The sequence below is a fragment of the Azospirillum sp. genome (genome assembly GCF_035627195.1).
Taxonomy (GTDB): domain Bacteria; phylum Pseudomonadota; class Alphaproteobacteria; order Azospirillales; family Azospirillaceae; genus Azospirillum.
On sequence record NZ_DASPMG010000294.1, the window covers coordinates 1 to 19,252 of the forward strand.

Below are 19,252 nucleotides of genomic sequence, written 5' to 3' on the forward strand. Positions count from 1 at the left end.
GGCGAACTCCGGGCACCCCGCCGTGGTCGGCAGGCCGGCCACGTCGATGTTGTCCTTCACCGCGAAGGGGATGCCGAACAGCGGCAGGCGCTCCCCCGCCCGGCGCCGCGCCTCGGCGGCGGCCAGCCGCTCGGCGGTCTCGGCGCGGGACAGCAAATGGATCCACACCGGCCGCTCGCCCATGGCGTCGATGCGGTCGTGCACGGCGTCCAGCACGGCGGCCGGCGTCAGGCTGCCGTCGGCGTAGGCCCCGGCGAGGACCGCGATTTCCAGGCTTTTTACGGTCATGCTCTGTCCTTTCACGCGGCGGCGGGGAGGAGGACGGCCAGCGTCTGGCCCAGCGTCACCGCCTGCCCCTCGGCACAGCGGATCTCGGCCAGCGTGCCGTCGGCGTGCGCGGCCACGGTGATCTCCATCTTCATGGATTCGACGATCAGCAGCGGGTCGCCGGCCTTCACCGTGGCGCCCGGCTCGGCCGCGATCTTCCACACGCTGCCCGGTACGGGGCTGGGCACCGCCTCGCTGCCCGGCGGCAGGTCGCCGTGCGCCTCGGCCCCGGCATCGTCGGCCACCTCGGAGACGTAGGCGTTCTGCCCGGCGGCCTCCCAGCGCGCCCGCTCCTCCTCGAAGGCGGCCTGCTGGCGCGCCTTGAAGGTGGCGATGCTCTCCCGGTTCTCCTCCAGGAAGCGGCGGTAGTCGGCGAGGCGGAACGTCTCCTCCTCGATGCGCAGCTTCGCGCGGCCCAGCGGGAAGTCGGCGCGGAACCGCATCAACTCCTCATGGGTCACGGGGAAGAAGCGGATCTGGTCGAAGTGACGCAGCAGCCAGGGCTTGCCCGGCTCGAAGGCGTCGGTGGCCTTGTGCGTGTTCCACATCTGGCAGGTGCGGCCGACGAACTGGTAGCCGCCCGGCCCCTCCATGCCGTAGACGCACATGTACGCACCGCCGATGCCCACCGCGTTCTCCGGCGTCCAGGTGCGCGCCGGATTGTACTTGGTGGTGACGAGGCGATGGCGCGGGTCCACCGGCGTCGCCACCGGTGCGCCCAGGTACACGTCGCCCAGCCCCAGCACGAGGTAGCTGGCGCCGAAGACGATCTCCTTCACCGCCTCGATGTCGTCCAGCCCGTTGATGCGTCGGATGAACTCGATGTTGCTGGGGCACCAGGGGGCGTCGGCGCGCACCGACTGCATGTACTTGGAGATGGCCAGCCGTGTCGCCTCGTCGTCCCACGACAGCGGCAGGTGGATGATGCGCGTCGGCACCTCCAGGTCGTCCACGGCCGGCAGTTCACCCTCCGCCGCCACCAGCCGGTCGAGCAGCGTGACCAGCGGCAGCACCCCGCCGTCATAGTGGATCTGCAGCGACCGGATGCCCGGCGTCACGTCGATGATGCCGTCCAGGTCCTGCGCCGCCAGCCATTGCTGAAGCGCGTGCGCCCGGAACCGCAGCGTCAGGTCCAGCACCAGCGGGCCGTATTCCACCAGCAGGTACGCGTCCCCCGCCCGGCGGTAGACGACGGCCGGACGGGCGTCGGTGGCGGGAAGGGTGTGGAGGATGGCGCCCCCCAAACCCTCTCCCGCCCCGGGAGAGGGTGGCGCCGAAGGCGCCGGGTGAGGGTAAAGGCAAGGATCCTTGGATGCACCCTCACCCTCCCGCGCATGCGCGCGGGCCCCTCCCTCTCCCGGGGCGGGAGAGGGGTTGAGAAACGCTTCCGGCGCCAGCCGCTTGAAGCGCACCTTGTCACCCGGCCGCAACTGGCCGATCTTCCACAGTTCGGCGCCGACGATGGTCGCCGGGCAGACGAAGCCACCCAGGCTCGGCCCGTCCGGTCCCAGGATCACCGGCATGTCGCCGGTGAAGTCGATGGTGCCGATGGCGTAGGCGTTGTCGTGGATGTTGGAGGGGTGCAGCCCCGCCTCGCCGCCGTCCTTGCGCGCCCACTGCGGCTTCGGCCCGATCAGGCGCACGCCGGTGCGGCTGGAGTTGTAGTGCACCTCCCAGTCGGCGGCGAAGAAGGCGGCGATGTCCTCCTCCGTGAAGAAGTCCGGCGCGCCGTGCGGGCCGTACAGAACGCCGATCTCCCACGCATGCCCATGCACCGGGATCTCGTCCTCGCCCAGCGCCCGCATCGGCCCGGCCGGCGCGTCGCCCAGGTGCAGCACGTCGCCGGGCAGCAGCGCCCGCCCGCCGTGGCCGCCGAACTTGCCCAGCGTGAAGGTGGACTTGCTGCCCAGATAGTCCGGCACGTCCAGCCCGCCGCGCACCAGCAGGTAGGCGCGGCAGCCCGCCCCGCTCAGCGTGCCGATGCGCAGCGTGGCGCCGGCCGGCACCTCGACCGGCTGCCAGAAGGGCACCGGCTGCCCGTCGACGTCGGCCGGCATCGGCGCACCGGCCAGGCACACCACGGCGGCGGCGTTGAAGCTCAGCGTCGGGCCGGACACGGTGATCTCCAGCCCCGCCGCCCCGTCCGGGTTGCCCAGCACCCGGTTGCCCAGGCGGAAGGCCAGCGGGTCCATCGGCCCCGACGGCGGCACGCCGACCTCCCAATAGCCGACGCGGCCGGGATGGTCCTGCACCGTCGTCAGCGTGCCGGGGGTGACCACCTCCACCGTGCGCGCGGAATAGGCGAAGGTCTCCAGATACCGCGTGGTGATGCCGCCCGCCGCGAAGGCCGGATCGGCGGCCAGCTGGCGCAGGTAGCCCAGGTTCGTCTCGATCCCCGCCAGCCGGCAGCGCGCCAGCGCGTCCCGCAGCTTCGCCAGCGCCTCGGCGCGATCGGCACCGGTCACGATGATCTTGGCGACCAGCGGGTCGTAGAAGGGGGTGATCTCGCTGCCCTGCTCCACCCAGGTCTCGACGCGCGCGTCGTCCGGGAACACCGCCTCGGTCAGGATGCCGGAGGAGGGGCGGAAGTTGCGCCCCGGATCCTCGGCGTACACGCGCACCTGGATCGAGGCGCCCCGCGCCATGCCCGCCGTTTCGCCCAGCGGCAGCGCTTCGCCAGCCGCCTGCCGGATCATCCATTCCACGAGGTCGATGCCGGTGACCTCCTCGGTCACGCCGTGCTCGACCTGAAGCCGGGTGTTGACCTCCAGGAAGTACGCCTCGCCCGCCGCGTCGTCGTAGACGAACTCCACCGTGCCGGCGGACTGATAGCTCACGGCGCGGCCCAGCCGCTCGGCCGCGTCCAACAAGCTGCGGCGCAACTCATCGCTGATGCCGGGGGCGGGCGTCTCCTCGACGACCTTCTGGTTGCGACGCTGGGCGGAGCAATCGCGCTCGCCCAGCGCCACGACCGTGCCCTTGCCGTCGCCGAAGATCTGCACCTCGATGTGGCGGGCGCGCTCGACGAACTTCTCCAGGTAGACGCCGCCGTCCTTGAAGTTGTTGCGCGACAGGCGGCAGACCGCCTCGAACATGCCGGCCAGCTGCTCCGGGTCGCGGCACAGCTGCATGCCGATGCCGCCACCGCCGGCCGTGCTCTTGATCATCACCGGATAGCCGATGCGCGCGGCCTCCGCCCTGGCGTGATCGACGTCGTCCAGCAGCCCGCTGCCCGGCGACAGCGGCACGCCGCTCCGCTCGGCCAGCTCGCGCGCCGTGTGCTTCAGGCCGAAGGCGCGCATCTGCTCCGGCGTCGGCCCGATGAAGACGATGCCGGCCGCCGCGCACGCCTCGGCGAAGCCGGGGTTCTCCGACAGGAAGCCGTAGCCGGGATGGATGGCCTGCGCCCCCGTCGCCTTCGCCGCCTCCAGGATGCGTTCCGCGTTCAGATAGCTTTCCGACACGGCGGCCGGGCCGATGCAGACGGCCTCCCCCGCCAGCGCCACGTGCAGGGAATGGGCGTCGGCCTCCGAATACACGGCGACCGACGTGATGCCCATGCGGTCGAGCGTGCGGATGACGCGGCAGGCGATCTCGCCGCGGTTGGCGATCAGGACCTTGGTGAACATGCGTCGTCCCCTCACACCGGATCCCACACCAGCACCTCGATGGGTGTCGGGTTGTAGGCGTTGCAGGGGTTGTTCAGCTGCGGGCAGTTGGAGATGAGGACGATCACGTCCATCTCCGCCCGCATCTCCACGTACTTGCCGGGGCCGCTGACCCCGTCGGCAAAGGTCAGGCCGCCGTCCGGCGTGACCGGCACGTTCATGAAGAAGTTGATGTTGTGGGTGATGTCGCGCTTGGTCAGGCCGAAGTGCTCGTTCTCCGCCACCGCCAGCATCCAGCTGTCGCGGCAGGCGTGCATGCACTTCTTCTCCAGGGCGTAGCGCACCGTGTTGCTCTCGGTGGCGCAGGCCCCGCCCAGCGTGTCGTGGCGGCCGACCGTGTCGGCGACGATCTCCAGCATGGGGTTGCCCATGGTGGACATCAGCCTGGTGCCCACCGACAAATAGACGTTGCGCTGCGCCTGGATGGTGTCGACGGCGCTGTAGCGCTCGGCCGGGTCGGCGGCGCTGTAGAACAGGGTGTCGGCCGCCTGGTTGCCCTCCAGGTCGACGATGCGGAAGGTCTGGCCCTTGCGCACCACCTCCATCCAGTAGTCACCGGCCGGAACGACCTTGCGGTACGCGGCGGCCTGGGGGTTGAGCGTGCTTTCCTTGATCATGGCGACGCTCCTCAACCGCACACGTGGTACAGGCGGGTGTTTTCGAACCCGCGTTCGTTCTCGGGCCGCGAGCATTTGCAGCGGTCGTCCGCGGCCACCGGCGGCGCCGTGCGCAGCTGGTAGGTGATCGGCTTGCGCGGGTACTCGGTCGCGGGGTTCAGCGGGTGCGGGCAGGTGTGCAGCAGCACCAGCGTGTCCATCTCGAACCGCAGGTCGACGAAGGCGCCGGCCTTGGCGTGGCCGGGGTCGAAGGTGAGCGAGCCGTCCTCGGCCGTCGCCACCTTGCTGAACCAGTTCACGTTGGCGGCGAGGTCGCGGCGCCCCATGCCGTACTTGGCCGCCTCCACCAGGAAGCTGTCGTGCCCGTTCAGCGTCCAGCCGTTGCGGTGCTCCTGATAGGTCTTGTGGCCCCAGCGCTCCGCCACCAGCGCCTTGGTGGTGTTGCCGCACACCGTGTCGTGCCAGCCCGACGTGTCCTCGACGATGGAGCAGAAGATCCGCCCCATGTCGGAATAGAGGCAGTGTCCGGCCGTCAGCTTGAAGGTGTGCTGGCACTTCAGCGTGTCGGGGGCGTTGTAGCGCTCCAGCAAATTCTGCGGGTTGTAGAACAGCATGCCGACGTTGGCGCCGCCCTCGCGGTCGATCAGCCGCAGGACCGTCCCGCGCCGGACGGTGAGCGACCAGTGCTTGCCGCCGGGGATCTCGTCCTCGTACAGCACGTCCCCAGTGGTGTGGTCCTCAGTGGTGTGGTCCTCAGTGGTGTGGCCGTGGGCCATCCCTTGCCTCCTTCCCGTTCCGGGTCGTCCCGGCCGAGGCCCCAGGCACGGACCCGCAAGGGTGGTCCGCGGGCCGGGTCGTCCCGGCCGGAGCATGAAGTCCAAAGGAGGATTGCAGGCGTTGGGAAGTCCCACCGGAGCTGCAGCCTCCGTGTTCGGAACCTCCCGGGCTTTTGTCCCGCCGTGTGCCTGCCCGCTGTTCACCGGGCAGGTTGCCGCTCTCGGACCAGTCACCGGAACGGCGTCACCCGCGCCCCGGCCGGAACCCTAGCGGCTCTCGGCGCATACCATCGCAAGCCCCGTGCCAGACGGTGGGATAAGGGCTTCCCTGGTGATTCGCAGGGCCCTGCGCGTGCACAGGCGCCGGGCATTTCGGCACATGCCGGAATTTTAGGCTTCGGCGATGACGAATTGTGCAGGCGCCGTCACGCCAGATCGTCCAGCGCCTGTTGCAGCGACGGATACAGCGCCTCCACCACCGATCCGTCGACGCGGACCGGGGCGGGCAGCAGGTCCGCCGCGTCCAGCGCCCCGGCCAGCCCCAGCCCGTTGACCTCCACGAACCCGCCCTCGTCGCCGTAGCGGCCGGCGATCCAGTCGGCGCTCGCCGGGTCACCGTCCAGGCTGTTGTTGCAGGAGATCATGGTGTGCGTGCCGTCGTTGGTGGAACGGCACCACGCCAAGCAGCCGTCGCCGGTGTCCACCGCCGCGAAGCCGGCCTTCGCCATCGCCTCGCGCACGGCCGGCCGCGCCTCGACCGCGTCGTCCGGGATGGGTTCCGCGTGCCCGCCGTTGCCGATGTTCGCCTCGTCCATCGCCGCCCCCGCCCTGCCGTCCCGTACCCCACGACAACAGGGGGCGCGGGCGAACGTGCCTCGCCTCAGGGCTCGGCATAGCCCAGCACGCGCAGGCGCAGCTCGTGCGCGGCGGGGTCGCGGTCGAAGTACAGGCCGCCGCGCTGGGTCGATCCGGCGGGGAGATAGTCGAATTCCACCTCCGCCGTTTCCACCACGCCGCCGCCGGACAGCAGATGCCCGGCCACGCGGGCGCGCGCGGCCGTGGTGCCGCCGGTGTTCTCCGCCCGGACGCGGGCGTGCCAGCGCTGGCCGTCGTGCGTGACGCCCTCCACGCTCAGCACGATGACCGGGTCGCCGCCGCTGCGGAACAGCCCCTCGTACCCCAGCACCCCCACCGAGCCCAGGAACAGCACCAGCCCCAGGCCCGACGTGATCCACGCCAGCCAGGAGACCGACGCCGGCCCCGCCCAGCTCTTCCCGCGCGCCTCGTCCCGTTGCACCGCCTCGGCCATGCCCTGCCCTCCCCTCACACGATCAGCCGGGCCGTGGCGGCGCCCAGCGCCGCGGGGAAGCCCAGCACGACGATGGAGGTCACCAGCTCCATCGCCGACAGGCCGCCCACCCGTTCGAACGTCCACAGCAGGTAGAAGCTGACCAGCAGCGCCAGCCCGTAGCCGCCCACCGTGAAGCGCAGGAAGACGGACCGGAACGTGTCCTCCCCCCGGCTCTCCTGCCCGGCGAAGCCCACCGTGTAGACGAAGACGTGCAGCAGCCCCAGCGACAGGAACGCCAGCGCCACCGTGTGCCACGGCGTCATCTTGTAGGCGATCAGCACCATCTCCTCCGTCGGCGCCACGTTGAAGCCGACGAACAGCGCGCCCACCATCATCAGGAACAGCTCGCCCGCGTAGGAGGAGCGCTGCCGCCGCTCCTGGTCCGGCGCGTCGCGCCCGCCCAGCTGCTTGCGCGCCAGCATGGCGCCGATGCTGGCCGGCACCGACTGCAGCGCGATCTTGCCGACGATCTCGGGAAGCGGCTGGTCCCCCGTGGTGATGCCGAAGATGGTGAGCAGCGCCGCCGACACCAGGAAGCCGACGCCGAACGCCGTCAGCGCGTCGATCAGGTCGTCCTGCCAGCAGAACGTCTCCTCGAAGCCGGAGAAGTAGGACAGCCCGAACAGCACCGGCAGCGTCACCAGCATGAACAGCGCCAGCCGAAAGCGGTCCATGTAGAAGCCCAGCTCCCACATCTCCATGGTCATCAGCAGCGGGAAGGCGAAGATGACCGCCCCGGCCGACGCGCGCGCCAGCGCCCGGGCGAAATGCTCCTCGTTATGGATGAGGGCGCGTTGATGGGTGATGTCCATGGCAGGTTAATGCCTGGGCGGCCATCCATGTTCCTCGCGCCCGCGGGCGCGCCGCCGCGACGGCATCATTCCATCAGCGACGGCAGGTACAGGCTGATCTGCGGAAACGCCAGCAGCAGGGCGACGATGACCACCTCGGCGGCCAGGAACCAGCCGACGCCCCGGAAGATCGTGGACAGCGCCACGCGGTCGCCGACCGCCGCCTTCACGACGAAGACGTTGAGGCCGACCGGCGGGGTCAGCAGCCCGATCTCGATCATCTTCACCACCAGCACGCCCATCCAGATGAGGTCGAGCTGCACCACCTTGAACATCGGCATCAGCACCGGCAGCGTGATCAGGATGATGCCGATCGGGTCCAGGAAGACGCCGAGGATGAGGTAGAGCACCAGCATGAAGGCGATCACCACCGCCGGGTGCGGCGCCGTGGCGTCGACGTAGGACGCCAGGAAGGCCGGCAGGCCGCTCAGCGCCAGGAACTTGGCCAGCAGGCCGGCGCCGATGGCGATGATGAAGATGGCGGCCGTGCTCTTCAGCGTGTCGGCGAAGGTGCCGTGCAGCATCTTCACCGACAGCGTGCCGCGGAACAGGCAGATCAGCAGCGCGGTCACGGCCCCCAGCGCCGCCGCCTCGGTCGCCGTGGCGATGCCGGTGTAGATGCTGCCCATGACGCTGACGATCAGCAGCGGCACCGGCCAGATGGAGCGCAGCGAGGCCAGCTTCTCGGCCAGGCTGTAGCGTTCCGTCGGCTTGGGCGCCAGGGTGGGGTCGGCCATCACGCGGCCCATGATCATCGCCGTGTAGACGGCCGCCGTCAGCAGCCCCGGGATGATGCCGGCGATCAGCAGCTTGCCGATGGGCGCGCCGGTGTACCAGCCGTAGATGACGAAGGCCAGCGAGGGCGGGATCATCGCCCCGATGGTGCCGGAGGCGGCGACGACGCTGGTCGCCAGCGCCGGCTGGTAGCGGTGCTTCAGCATCTCCGGCACCGCCAGCGGCGCCATGGCGGCCGAGGTGGCGACGCTGGAGCCGGACGCGGCGGCGAACATGGTGCAGGCGACGTTGGTCGCCACGGCGAGGCCGCCGGGCAGGCGGCCCAGCCACAGCCGCATGGTCTCGAACAGCGACCCGGTCAGCCCGCCGTGCAGGGACGCGGCTCCCATCAGCAGGAACATGGGCACGGCGGACAGCGACCAGTGCGCGGCGGATTCGTATGGCAGCTCGGCCAGCACGCCCCAGGCGGTGGCAGGCCCGCGCAGGATGGCGATGCCGGCCAGGGCGGCGGTGCACAGCGCGATGGCGATCGGCACGCGCAGCATCAGCAGAAGCAGCAGGCCGAGCAGGACGAGGCAGGCGATGGCGGGCGAAGACATGGTGCGTTCCGTGCGTGAATGGGGATCAGGCCAGCGCCCGACGGGGGGCCGCGGCGGTGCCGGCATCGGCCGGCGCATGCCCGTGCAGCACGTGGTAGCCGCGGTCGAGGAATGCTGCGAAGGCGGCCAGCGCCGCCGCCGCGCAGCCGAACACCAGGAACCAGCGTGTCGGCCAGACCGTGATGTCGAACAGCGTGGCGTCCACCGCCTCGCCCGCCACCGTGTTCGCCCACGCGGTGAAGGCGCCGGACACCGCGATGCCCAGGAAGATGGCCAGCCCCAGCAGGGCCGCGAACGCCTCCACCACCGCCAGCGCGCGGCCGGACAGGTGCTGGGTGAACAACTCCACCTCGATGTGGTAGCGGCGCGACTGGATGAAGCCCAGCGGCAGGAACGACACCGCGATCATGTAGTAGGTGGAGACGATCTCCAGCGTGCCGGTGATGGGCGCGTTCAGCAGGAAGCGCCCGGCCACGTCGGCGGTGATGTGCAGCATCATCGCCGCCAGCCCGACGCTGCCGGCCCAGAAGCCGAGGAGGCCCAGGCGGTCGACCCACCGGGACAGGGAAAGGATGGCGTTCGCGGACATGATGGATACCCTTGCCGGCCGGTCAGCGGGCGACCTTGGCGAAGACTTCCGTCTTCAGCGCGTCGCGGTAGGCGGCGCGGTCGGTGCCGGCCTTGGCGACGATCCCCTCCCACTTCTTCACCAGGGCCAGGAAGGCGTCGACCTGCGCCTCGGCATCCTCCACCTTGCGGCGCTTGGCCTGGGTAAGGGCGTCGTCGCGGGCGCTGGCCTTGGCCTTGGCGACCGCCTCCTTCATGTCGGCCGACGGCGGAACGAAGGTGACGCCGCGCGTCTGCGCCTCGGCGCGCACGGACGCCTCCTCGTCGTAGTAGGCGTAGGTGGTGTCGGCCACGTACTGCGGGAACAGGTCCTCCACCGCCATGCGCGCGGCGGGCGGCAGCGACGTCCAGACCTTGGCGTTGGCGACGGTGGCCGCGCCGAAATAGGCGCCCAGCGGCACGTCCAGCACGTTCTTGGCCACGTCCCACAGGCTGTAGGCCTTCAGGAACGGAATGTTGCCCATGGCGCAGTCGATCTGGCCGCGCTCCAGTGCCTCGTAGGTGTCGGTGATCGGCAGGTTGACGGGCACGCCGCCCCAGGTGGCGATCATGCGCGCCCACGGGCCGGTGGCGCGCACGCGCTTGCCCTTGATGTCGGCCGCACTGGCGACCTTGGGCTTGCACATCACGTACTGCGCCGGCAGCGACTGCACGTTCAGGAGCACGAGGTCGAACGCCGCCACGTCCTTCTTGCAGTTGGGGCAGTTCAGCAGCTGCATCTCGTTGATGGCGCCGGACATGACGCGGCTGTCGTCGCCGTAGGCGGCGAGGCTGGAGAACAGGTTGCTGGTCGGCAGTTCCTGCGGGGCGTAGAGGTCGGTGACGAAGCCGACGTCGATCAGCCCGTCGCGCGCCGCCGTCAGCACCGTCTTGTGCTGGGCCACGGCGCCGGCGTAGTGCGGAACGAACTTGACCTCGCCCTTGCTGTTCGCCGCGGCGGCGTTGAAGAAGGGCGTCAGCGCGTTCTCCACCGTCACGTGCGAGGACGGGATGTGCGTGCCGTAGGTCAGTTCGCGCGCCGTGGCGGTGCCGGCACCGATGCCGGCGCCGAGGCCGGCCAGCAGGGCCGCGGTGGCGGCGAGGGTCGTGATGCGCATGGGGTGTCTCTCCTCCCTGGATGGCCGTTCGGGCCGTTGATCAGTGTTGGTCAGTCATTGCTCTGTCGTGGGGTGCCAGACGGCGACGCCGTCCGTGCCGGGGCGCAGGTCGCCGGTGGCGCCGACGGGGGTGCGGTCGAGGCTGGTGAGCAGGGCGATGCCGTCGCGGTCGCCGGTCGGCACGCGGGCCAGCGTGCGCGATCCGTCGGGCAGGCGCAGGATGGCGACGCCATGCAGCGGTTCCCCCTCCCGCCCGAAGAGGACGGTGTGGGTTTCCAGCGTGGCGGTGCCCTCCGTCACGCCGGCATGGATCGCCGGCACCGGGCCGCGCTTCGCCTCCACCCGCGCCTGGGCGTCGCCGTCGGCGTGGCGGAAGCCGGCCGGGGGCCGGCCGGTGGAGACGACCAGCGCATGGTGCTTGGTGACGAACTCGCCCTGGCCGTACAGCAGGCCGGCCTGTCCGGGGTTGGCGCGCAGGTGGCGGACCATCCCGCAGGCGGCGTGCGTCATGTAGTTGTTCAGTGGTGCCCCGAAGAAGGTGAGGCCCCCGGTGACGGTCGGCACCACCGCCGGGTCCAGCCCCAGGATGCGCCGCGTCATCTTCGGCACGCAGGGGAAGCAGCTGTAGAGTTCCAGCGCGTCCAGCGCGGCCCCCTCCCCTTCCGCCACCGACCGCGCCGCCGTCAGCACGGCGTCTTGCGCGTCGGAGCGGTGGTACTGCTCCCGCTGGGCGTAGTCGCGCGGCTCCTGCGCCGCGGCACCGCCCAGGATGAAGACCAGACGGTCCTCGGCAACGCCCGCCTGCCGCGCCCGGGCGAGGCTGGTGACCAGCACGGCGGCCCCCTGGTTCACCGTCGGGTTGGCGACCATCAGCTTGGTGTAGGGCCACGCGATCAGCCGGTTGCGCGGGCCGGGCGTGGTGATGTCGGCGGCCGTGAAGGGCTGCCCCATCCAGGCATAAGGGTTTTCGCGTGCCACGGCGGCGAAGCCGGCCCACAGCTCCCCCGCCTCGGCCAGCGCCTCGCGCGGGGTCTGGCCCCAGTGCGCGGCGGTGGCGTTCTCGTAGAAGGGGTAGACGTTGATCGGCCGGAACACGCCCAGCCGCACGGCCAGCGGGTGGGTGAAGCTGTCGCTCGTCACCCGCCGCACCGGGTCCGGCGACGGCGTCGTCCAGGGCAGCGTGACGTTGGCCGCCATGGCCTTGGACAGCGTGTGCTGCGCCTCCGCCCCGCAGACCGCGGCGACCTGGCTGGTGCCCGCCACGATGCGGGCTGCCGCCTCGTGCAGGTAGCGCACCGGGCTCTCGCCACCGATGGGGCCGTAGACGGCGCGCGCCGGCCGCACGCCCAGATGCTCGCACAGCCGGGCCGGCAGGTCCGGGTAAGACCACGTGACCTGATTGACCACGTCGAGGGAATCGACCCCGCGCAGCAGGCCGCCGCCGGCATCCCGGTCGGCGCGGCGCAGCGCTTCGGCCATCAGGTGCAGCGGCTCCAGGCCCTGGGCGGGGTCGGCGGGGCGGTCGGTGATCTCGCCGATGCCGACGATGACCGGCGTCGTCTCCGGCGTGAGTGCGGGGTGGCTCATGATACGGGCTCCGTGGCGAGCGGCATGGTGGCGACGACCGTTCCGGGGCCGACGGAGACGCCCTGGGCGTTCTCCGACCACACCTCGAACTCCACGAAGCCCTCGCCGCCCTCCATCCACGTGCGCCGCACCCGGCCCTTGACGGTGACGGTGTCGCCGACCGTGTTGAAGACCCGCATGCGGAAGCCGGACAGCCGGCGGATGACGCCGCCCAGGCCGATGCGGGCGCGCACCGCGCGCTCCCACATGCCTTGCAGCAGGAAGTTGTTGGCGTACATCTCCGGCGCGCCGGTCGCCTTGGCGTATTCGGAATTGTGGTGGATCGAGTTGAAGTCGCGGTTGGCGCCGGCCGCCATCACCAGCCGGTAGACGGTCAGCGGGAAGGCCAGCGGGGCAAGCTCCTCGCCCTCGGCCACGTCCTCCCACACGGGATCGTCGGGGCGGCGGGTCATGATGCGGCTCCGGGGTGCGGGTTGTAGCGGAAGAAGCTGGAGCGCATGTGCGCCACCACCTCGCCGCGCTGGTTCACGATGTCCGTCTCCCAGGTCAGGAAGGCGCCGCGGCCGACCTTCGTCTCCTTGGGCGTGCAGGCCACCAGCTTCGCGCCGCGCCGGGCCAGCCGATCGCCGGCGACGGCCGGGCGGAGGTATTCCACCTCGTACTCGGTGGCGAAGAAGCCGGTGGTCGGCGGCTCCAGGGGGGAGCGCACGCCGGTGACGGCGCTGCGCGCCGGCTGGGCGTCGCGCTCGGCGCTGGTGAAAATCGTCTCGCCCGGACGCCACGCGGGTGCGAGTGCGAAGGTCATCAGCGCCGTGCAGGGCAGCACGACGTCGTCGTGGCCGTAGGCGCGCGCCACCTCCGGGTCGTAGTGCAGCGGGCAGTCGAACTCCAGCGGCTCCAGGTAGCGGCGGACGGTGCCGCGCTCGATCGGGTCGGCGTCGGGCGGGCTCAGGCCGGGGGCGAAGTCCTGCCCCACGGCGTCGATCATCGGCTGCCACGCCGCGGCCCAATCCGGAAGGGTGGAAGGGGAATTGCTCATGTGGTTCCTCAAACCAGGACGCCGGCTTCACGCAGTGCGGCGATGCGCTCCTCGCCGTAGCCGAGCAGGCCGGCCAGCACGTGCTGCTCGTCGCGCCCGAAGGTCGGGGCGCTGCGGGCCGGCCGGCCGGGGGTGTCGGACAGAGTGAAGCGCGACGCCTCGACGACGCTTTCCCCCATCAGCGGGTGCGGCAGGCGCAGCAGGTGGCCGCGCGCCTGGAGGTGCGGGTCATCGACGAAGTCCGCGCTGGACGCCGCCACGTGGCTGGGGATGCCCAGTTCCTGCAGGGTGGCCTCCACCGCGTGCGGGGTGCGCACGACAGTCCAGGCGGACACCAGCGCCTCCAGCACGTCCTCGTTCGCCTTGCGCCCGGCCAGGGTGGCGAAGCGCGCGTCCCGCGCCAGCGCGTCGCCGCCGACCAGCCGCGCCAGCCGGTCCCACTCCGCGTCGTCGCGCACGGCGACGGCGACCCAGGCGTCCTCGCCGCCCTTGCAGGGGAACACGCCGTGCGGCGCCATGTCCGGATCGCGGTTGCCGTTCGGCCCGACGATGTGGCCGGTGGCGGCGTACTCCACGATCTCCGGCGCCAGGAACTGGATGCCGGCCTCGGCCTGCGCCACGTCGATCCAGCAGCCCTCGCCGGTGCGGTCGCGGTGATCCAGGGCGGCCAGCAGCGCCATGACGCTGAAGCGCGGGGCGACGTAGTCGGTGTACGGGCCGAACGGCCCGACCGGCAGTTCCCCCGGCCAGCCCAGCAGGTTCTGGAACCCGGACATGGCCGCACCGATGTTGCCGAAGCCGGCGAAGGAGCTGTACGGCCCCGTCTGCCCCATCAGCGAGGTGCTGAGCATGATGAGGTCCGGCCGGATGCACTTCAGGGATTCGTAGTCCAGCCCCCAGCGCTTCATCTGCCCCGGCGAGAAGGACTCGATCACCACGCCCGACCACGCGGCGAGGTCGCGGATCACCCCCTGCCCCTCCGCCGACGACAGATCCAGCGTCAGGCCGAGCTTGCCGGCGTTGCAGTTCTCATAGAGGCCGGACTTCTGCGGGTCGGTGACGCCGCCGGGAAACGGCCCCATCACGCGGGCGGTCTCGACCCGGCGGGAGGATTCCACCCGCACCACGGTGGCGCCGTAATCGGCCAGGACGCGCCCGACGATGGGGCCGGCGACGACCCAGGCGAGGTCGAGGACCTTCAGGTGGCTCAACGGCAAAAGCTGTGCGGTCATGGGATCAGATCACTCCCTGCGCCTGCAAGGCGGCGATGTCGGATTCCGCCAGCCCGATCCGGCCATAGACGGGCGCGTTGTCCTGCCCCGGCTCCGGCGCCGCGCCGGTGGGAACGAAGGCCGGGCTGTCGACGGCGGCGAAGGCGCCGGGCAGCAGCGACCGGCGGCCGGCTGCGTCCTCCACCGCCTGGAAGTAGCCGCGCGCGGCCAGCTGCGGGCTGTCCACCAGATCGGCGATGGTGAGAACGGGGGCCAGCAGCAGCTTGCGGCGCATGGCGTTCCCGATCAGCTCCGCCTTCGTCCGCGGGGCCAGGAAGGCGGCCACCAGGGTGCGGGCGTGCTCGACCTCGTCGTCGCCGATCTCGTTCGCCTCGATCCGGCCGGGCAGCGTCACCCAGTCCCACGCGGCGAGGCGGTCGTCGCACCCCCCCTCCTCGTGCATCCAGGCGAAGAGGTTGTTGGTGAAGCGGCCGGTGGCCGGCCCCATGGCGAGGTGCAGTTCGACCACGCCGTCGGCGACCACCCACTTGGTGCGCCCGGTGCGCGCCCCGCTGCCGCTGAGGTCCAGCAGCTTGCGTCCGGTGCCGTTCGCCTGGGTATTTTTGGCCTGGGGACGGATCGAGAAGTTCTCGTGCCCGACCGCCGCCGCCAGCACGCTGGACAGCGTCGCCTGCGCCACGCTCTGCTGGGCGGAGACGTCGACGTGCTGCCCGCGCCCCGTCACTCGGCGGGCGAACAGCGCCACCAGGGCGCCGTTGGCGGCGTCGGCGGCGGCGTGCAGCAGGCTCTGCGGCACGCTGATGCGCAAGGGGGCGCGCTCGTCGCGCCGCGCCGGCAGCAGCGGGCCGCCGGCCGCCCATATGGTGAGGTCGGTGGCCGCATAGCCGGCCTTCGGCCCCGTGGAGCCGAAGGGCGTGATGGAGACGTGGACCAGCCGGGGAAAGGCCTCCCGCAGCGTGGCGTAATCGAGCCCCCGGCGCGCCATGGCGTCCGGTTCCGCGGACTCGATCAGCACATCGGCCGTTTCCAGCAGGCGCAGGAACAGCGCCCGCCCTTCCGTCCGGTCGAGGTCGCAGGTGACCGACCGCTTCCCCGCCGCGTAGGCGGCGCGGACGAAGGACCGGTCGCCCGCCCGGCCGCCGGGCGGCTCCACCTGGATCACCTCGGCCCCCAGCCGGGCCAGCATCTGGCCGGCCAGCAAAGCCCGGCCTTCGGTCAGGTCGAGCACGCGGTAGGGTGACAAGAACCCTCTGGAGTACGATGGGGGCGGTGATGGCGTACGTGTCTCCCGCACGGGAATCTCTTCGCGTTGATGTCTGGACATTTGAAAGGGCCGGCCAGGGATTGGCATCCGCCGCTCCGTTGCTTGCGAGCGTGGCCGGGGCCGCCTTTTCGTCAGCATTACGGAATGCTGTGTGATGGTCCAATACGAATGCGTGCCATATTCATAAGAATCTCGTATGAATGAAGGGATGACGGGAGCTGAACGATGAAGCTGGACCTCCGCCTCGCCCTCTACTTCGCCATCGTCGCCGAGGAACGGTCGTTCACCCGCGCGGCCGAGCGGCTGCGCATCGCCCAGCCCTGGCTGTCGACGCAGATCCGCAAGCTGGAGGAGCAGTTGGGATTCGCCCTCTTCGCGCGCAGCACCCGGCGCGTGGAGCTGACGGAGGAGGGGCTGATCTTCCTGGATGCCGCGCGCGCCCTGGCGCAGGCCGCCGCGACGGCGGAGGACACGGCCGAGCGGCTGCGCCGCCGCGCCACGGCCCGCCTGCGCATCGGCGCGCCGCCGTACAGCGTGAACATCAAGGCCCGGTACGACCTGCTGCGCACCTTCGCCCAGCAGCCGCCGGGCATCGACATCGAGCTGGAGGCCGGATACAGCCCGGTCCTGCTGGAACGGCTGCGGGCGGGCGACCTCGACCTCGCCTTCCTGACCGGACCGGCAGCCGACGGGTTCGAGGAGATCGTCCTGTGCGACCTGGGCGTCGAGGTGCTGTTCCGCGACGACGACCCGCTGGCCGCGCACACCACCGCGATACCGGCGCAGGCGCTGGCCGGACGGCGGGTGGCGGTCTACACCCGCGCCCTTCACCCCTGGCAGTTCGACATCCTCTACGCCCCGCTCGAAGGGTTCGGCGCCAAGCTCGTGCAGGTCTTCGACGTGGAGCCGAACCTGCTTTTGCAGGACAGCGGGCCGTCGGCGCTGGTCATGGCGCATTTCCGATACACCCTCCACACGCCCCATCCGCCGGGCGTCTCGGGCCTGCCGCTGGAGTCCTCGCCGATGGTTCCGTTCAAGCTGATGCGGCGGACGGACCGGCATTTCCCCGCCTCCGACCGGCTCTGGCAGCTCGCCAAAGGCATACGGGCGGGCTGAGGCGTGGCGGCCGGGCCGGGGGCGGCGATCCCGCACCCGGCCCGCCGACGCCCCGGATCACGGCTGGACCGGGCCAGCCGGGCACGGCGCCGAGGGGTGCGCCGTGCCACGCGCGTCCACCTGCCGGGGGGGAAGGATGGCGGGCGGAACGCGTCGATCCGGGTGAAGCTGTCCGTGCCCGGTCACGCGGCCTGTGCTTCGGGCGGCAGGAACGGCTCCCCGCGCCGTGCCCGCTCCTCCAGCCACGCCGACGGCTGGAAGCGGGGGCCGTGGCGCTCGGCCAGCCGACGGCACTCCGCCACGAAGGCGCCGATCCCGACCGTGTCGATGTAGGACAGCGCCCCGCCGGTCCAGGTCGGGAAGCCCAGCCCGAGGATGGAGCCGATGTCGGCGTCCGCCGCTTGCGTGATCACGCCCTCCTCGACGCAACGCGCACTTTCCAGCGCCTGGATGGTCAGGAGGCGCGTCTTGACCTCCTCCAAGTCCGGCTGGTCGGCGCGCGGGGGGTAGAGGTCCGCCAGGCCCGGCCACAGCCGCTTGCGCCCGTCCGCCGGGTACTCATAGAAACCGCCGCCACTCTTGCGGCCCAGACGCCCCAACTCGTTGAAGGTGCCGATCACCGGCTGGGCGTGCAGGCGGCGGAAGCGGTCCGGCAGCCCGTCGGCCTCCGCCTGCTCGACCACGAGGCGCTGGAGGTCGAGCGACACCTCGTCGGTCACCGCCAGCGGCCCGGTCGCCATGCCGGCCATGCGCGCGGCGTTCTCGATCAGCGCCGGGGCGATGCCCTCGGCCAGCATCGCCATGCCCTCGTCGATGTAGGAGCAGAAGATGCGGCTGGTGTAGAAGCCGGGGCTGTCGTTGACGACGATCGGCGTCTTGCGCAGCTGCGCCACGAAGTCCAGCGCGTGGGCCACGGTGGCCGGCGACGTCCGCGCGCCGACGATGATCTCCACCAGCGGCATGCGCTCGACCGGCGAGAAGAAGTGGACGCCGATGAAGCGCTCCGGCCGCGCCGACACCTGTGCCAGACTGGTGATGGACAGGGTGGAGGTGTTGCTGGCGAACACGGCGTCGCCGGACAGCACGGCCTCCGCCGCCCGCGTCACCTCGGCCTTGATGGCGCGGTTCTCGAACACCGCCTCCACCACCAGATCGCACCCCGCCAGATCCTCGTACCGCGTGGTCGGCACGATGCGGGCGAGGATGGCGTCCGCCCGCTCCCGCGTCGTGCGGCCGCGCTCCACGTCGCGGGCCTGCAGGCGTTCCACGTGCGCCCGGCCCTTGGATGCCGCCTCCTCGCTGCGGTCCAGCAGCACCACCTCGATGCCCGCGGCGGCGGCCACGTGGGCGATGCCCGCCCCCATCATGCCGGCGCCGAGGATGCCGAGCTTGCGCACGGCGGCCTTCGGCACGCCGGCCGGCCGGCGCTCCAGCTTGTCGGCGCGGCCCTTGTTGAGGAACAGGGTGCGCATCAGGTTGCGCGCCACCGGGCCGCTCAGCAGCGTGCCGAAGTACTTGCCCTCGATCCGCAGGCCCACGTCGATGGGCACCTGCGTGCCCTCGTACACGGCCGACAGGATGGCGAGCGGTGCCGGGTAGTTCCGTTGCGTGGCGGCCTTGAGGCGCGAGGTGCCGGCCTGGAAGGTGCGCGCGGCGTACGGCGCCAGCGGACCCGTCCCGCCCGGCACGCGGAAGCCCTTGCGGTCCCACGGCTGCTGCGCCCCGGGATTGGCCAGCACCCAGGCACGCGCCCGCGCCACCACCTCGGCGGCCGGCGCCAGTTCGTTCACGAGGCCGAGCTTCAGGGCATCCGCCGGCTTCAGGCGCGTGCCGTCCAGCAGCAGCGGCAGCGCCGCCTCCACGCCGATCAGGCGCGGCAGGCGCTGGGTGCCGCCGCCGCCGGGCAACAGGCCGACGGTGACCTCCGGCAGGCCGACCACGGCCTTGGGGTCGTCGGCCAGCACGCGGTGGTGGCAGGCCAGGCACAGCTCGAACCCGCCGCCCAGCGCCAGCCCGTTGACGGCGGCGGCGACCGGCTTGCCGCAGGTCTCCAGCCGGCGGTAGAGGCGCGAGGCGGCCAGGACCCACTCCGCGGCCTCCGCCGCCGTGATGCCGCGCTCGTAGGCACCCACGAGGTCCTTGAGGTCGGCCCCGGCCATGAAGCCGGACGCTTTGCCCGAGGTGACGACGGCGCCCTTGACCGCCGGGTCCCCGGCGATGCGCGTGATGGCGGCGTCCAGGTCGGCGGCGAACTCCGGCGTGAAGACGTTCTGCGGCCGGCCGGGCGCGTCGATGGTCAGCACGGCCACGCCGTCGTCGCCCAGCGTGAAGGTGATGGTGCTCATGTCGGGGATCCTTTGGGGGCG

Annotated in this window: 17 protein-coding genes and 1 riboswitch; of the genes, 1 reads left to right on the plus strand and 16 read right to left on the minus strand. The window is 71.4% G+C overall.

Features of this window, described 5'->3' with window-relative positions; translation table 11 throughout:
• The 15 genes from VED21_RS26915 to VED21_RS26985 form a co-directional block, all read right to left on the minus strand.
• Window positions 1–288 (minus strand): amidase family protein (locus VED21_RS26915; protein ID WP_324887875.1); only part of this gene is annotated, 288 nt, incomplete at its 3' end.
• A gap of 11 nt (window positions 289–299) precedes the next feature.
• Window positions 300–3,956: an urea carboxylase gene (gene uca / locus VED21_RS26920; protein ID WP_324887877.1), complete on the minus strand. Its 3,657-nt coding sequence runs from the start codon at window positions 3,954–3,956 to the stop codon at window positions 300–302.
• A gap of 11 nt (window positions 3,957–3,967) precedes the next feature.
• The gene (locus tag VED21_RS26925) at window positions 3,968–4,612 is read right to left on the minus strand and encodes an urea amidolyase associated protein UAAP2 (protein WP_324887879.1); all 645 of its coding nucleotides are present in this window, start codon (window positions 4,610–4,612) and stop codon (window positions 3,968–3,970) included.
• 11 nt (window positions 4,613–4,623) lie between these two features.
• Window positions 4,624–5,388, minus strand: coding sequence for an urea amidolyase associated protein UAAP1 (locus tag VED21_RS26930; protein ID WP_324887880.1), 765 nt, complete (start codon window positions 5,386–5,388; stop codon window positions 4,624–4,626).
• Window positions 5,389–5,548: 160 nt separating this feature from the next.
• Window positions 5,549–5,670: riboswitch (guanidine-I (ykkC/yxkD leader) on the minus strand.
• A 143-nt stretch (window positions 5,671–5,813) separates the two neighbouring features.
• Window positions 5,814–6,203, minus strand: coding sequence for a hypothetical protein (locus VED21_RS26935; RefSeq protein WP_324887881.1), 390 nt, complete (start codon window positions 6,201–6,203; stop codon window positions 5,814–5,816).
• 65 nt (window positions 6,204–6,268) lie between these two features.
• Window positions 6,269–6,697, minus strand: a complete 429-nt coding sequence (locus VED21_RS26940) for a hypothetical protein (protein WP_324887883.1) — start codon at window positions 6,695–6,697, stop codon at window positions 6,269–6,271.
• Between the two features lie 14 nt (window positions 6,698–6,711).
• Window positions 6,712–7,551 (minus strand): TIGR02587 family membrane protein, encoded by an 840-nt coding sequence (locus tag VED21_RS26945; RefSeq protein ID WP_324887885.1) that lies wholly within the window; start codon window positions 7,549–7,551, stop codon window positions 6,712–6,714.
• 65 nt (window positions 7,552–7,616) lie between these two features.
• Window positions 7,617–8,924, minus strand: coding sequence for a TRAP transporter large permease subunit (locus VED21_RS26950; protein ID WP_324887886.1), 1,308 nt, complete (start codon window positions 8,922–8,924; stop codon window positions 7,617–7,619).
• 25 nt (window positions 8,925–8,949) lie between these two features.
• On the minus strand, window positions 8,950–9,513 hold the full coding sequence (locus VED21_RS26955; protein ID WP_324887889.1) for a TRAP transporter small permease: 564 nt from the start codon (window positions 9,511–9,513) through the stop codon (window positions 8,950–8,952).
• 22 nt (window positions 9,514–9,535) lie between these two features.
• Window positions 9,536–10,648, minus strand: coding sequence for a C4-dicarboxylate TRAP transporter substrate-binding protein (locus VED21_RS26960; protein WP_324887891.1), 1,113 nt, complete (start codon window positions 10,646–10,648; stop codon window positions 9,536–9,538).
• A 54-nt stretch (window positions 10,649–10,702) separates the two neighbouring features.
• The gene (locus VED21_RS26965; protein WP_324887893.1) at window positions 10,703–12,235 is read right to left on the minus strand and encodes an acetyl-CoA acetyltransferase; all 1,533 of its coding nucleotides are present in this window, start codon (window positions 12,233–12,235) and stop codon (window positions 10,703–10,705) included.
• On the minus strand, window positions 12,232–12,687 hold the full coding sequence (locus VED21_RS26970; RefSeq protein ID WP_324887895.1) for a hypothetical protein: 456 nt from the start codon (window positions 12,685–12,687) through the stop codon (window positions 12,232–12,234). Before VED21_RS26970 ends, VED21_RS26965 begins: the two co-directional genes overlap by 4 nt.
• Entirely contained in the window at window positions 12,684–13,274 is a 591-nt protein-coding gene (locus VED21_RS26975) for an FAS1-like dehydratase domain-containing protein (RefSeq protein ID WP_324887896.1), read from the minus strand. The genes VED21_RS26970 and VED21_RS26975 overlap by 4 nt, the downstream gene beginning before the upstream one ends.
• 8 nt (window positions 13,275–13,282) lie before the next feature.
• Window positions 13,283–14,506 carry a CoA transferase gene (locus tag VED21_RS26980; RefSeq protein ID WP_324887899.1) on the minus strand — a complete coding sequence of 408 codons (1,224 nt, stop codon included), beginning with the start codon at window positions 14,504–14,506 and terminating at the stop codon, window positions 13,283–13,285.
• A 4-nt stretch (window positions 14,507–14,510) separates the two neighbouring features.
• Window positions 14,511–15,749 carry a CaiB/BaiF CoA transferase family protein gene (locus VED21_RS26985; RefSeq protein ID WP_324887901.1) on the minus strand — a complete coding sequence of 413 codons (1,239 nt, stop codon included), beginning with the start codon at window positions 15,747–15,749 and terminating at the stop codon, window positions 14,511–14,513.
• A 246-nt stretch (window positions 15,750–15,995) separates the two neighbouring features.
• Here VED21_RS26985 and VED21_RS26990 point away from each other — a divergent pair, with 246 nt between their 5' ends.
• On the plus strand, window positions 15,996–16,886 hold the full coding sequence (locus tag VED21_RS26990) for a LysR family transcriptional regulator (RefSeq protein ID WP_324887903.1): 891 nt from the start codon (window positions 15,996–15,998) through the stop codon (window positions 16,884–16,886).
• A 182-nt stretch (window positions 16,887–17,068) separates the two neighbouring features.
• On the opposite strand, the gene VED21_RS26995 is transcribed toward VED21_RS26990, so the two are convergent.
• A complete protein-coding gene (locus VED21_RS26995; RefSeq protein WP_324887905.1) occupies window positions 17,069–19,231 on the minus strand; it encodes a 3-hydroxyacyl-CoA dehydrogenase NAD-binding domain-containing protein in 2,163 nt (720 codons plus the stop codon).
• Window positions 19,232–19,252: the final 21 nt, after the last annotated feature.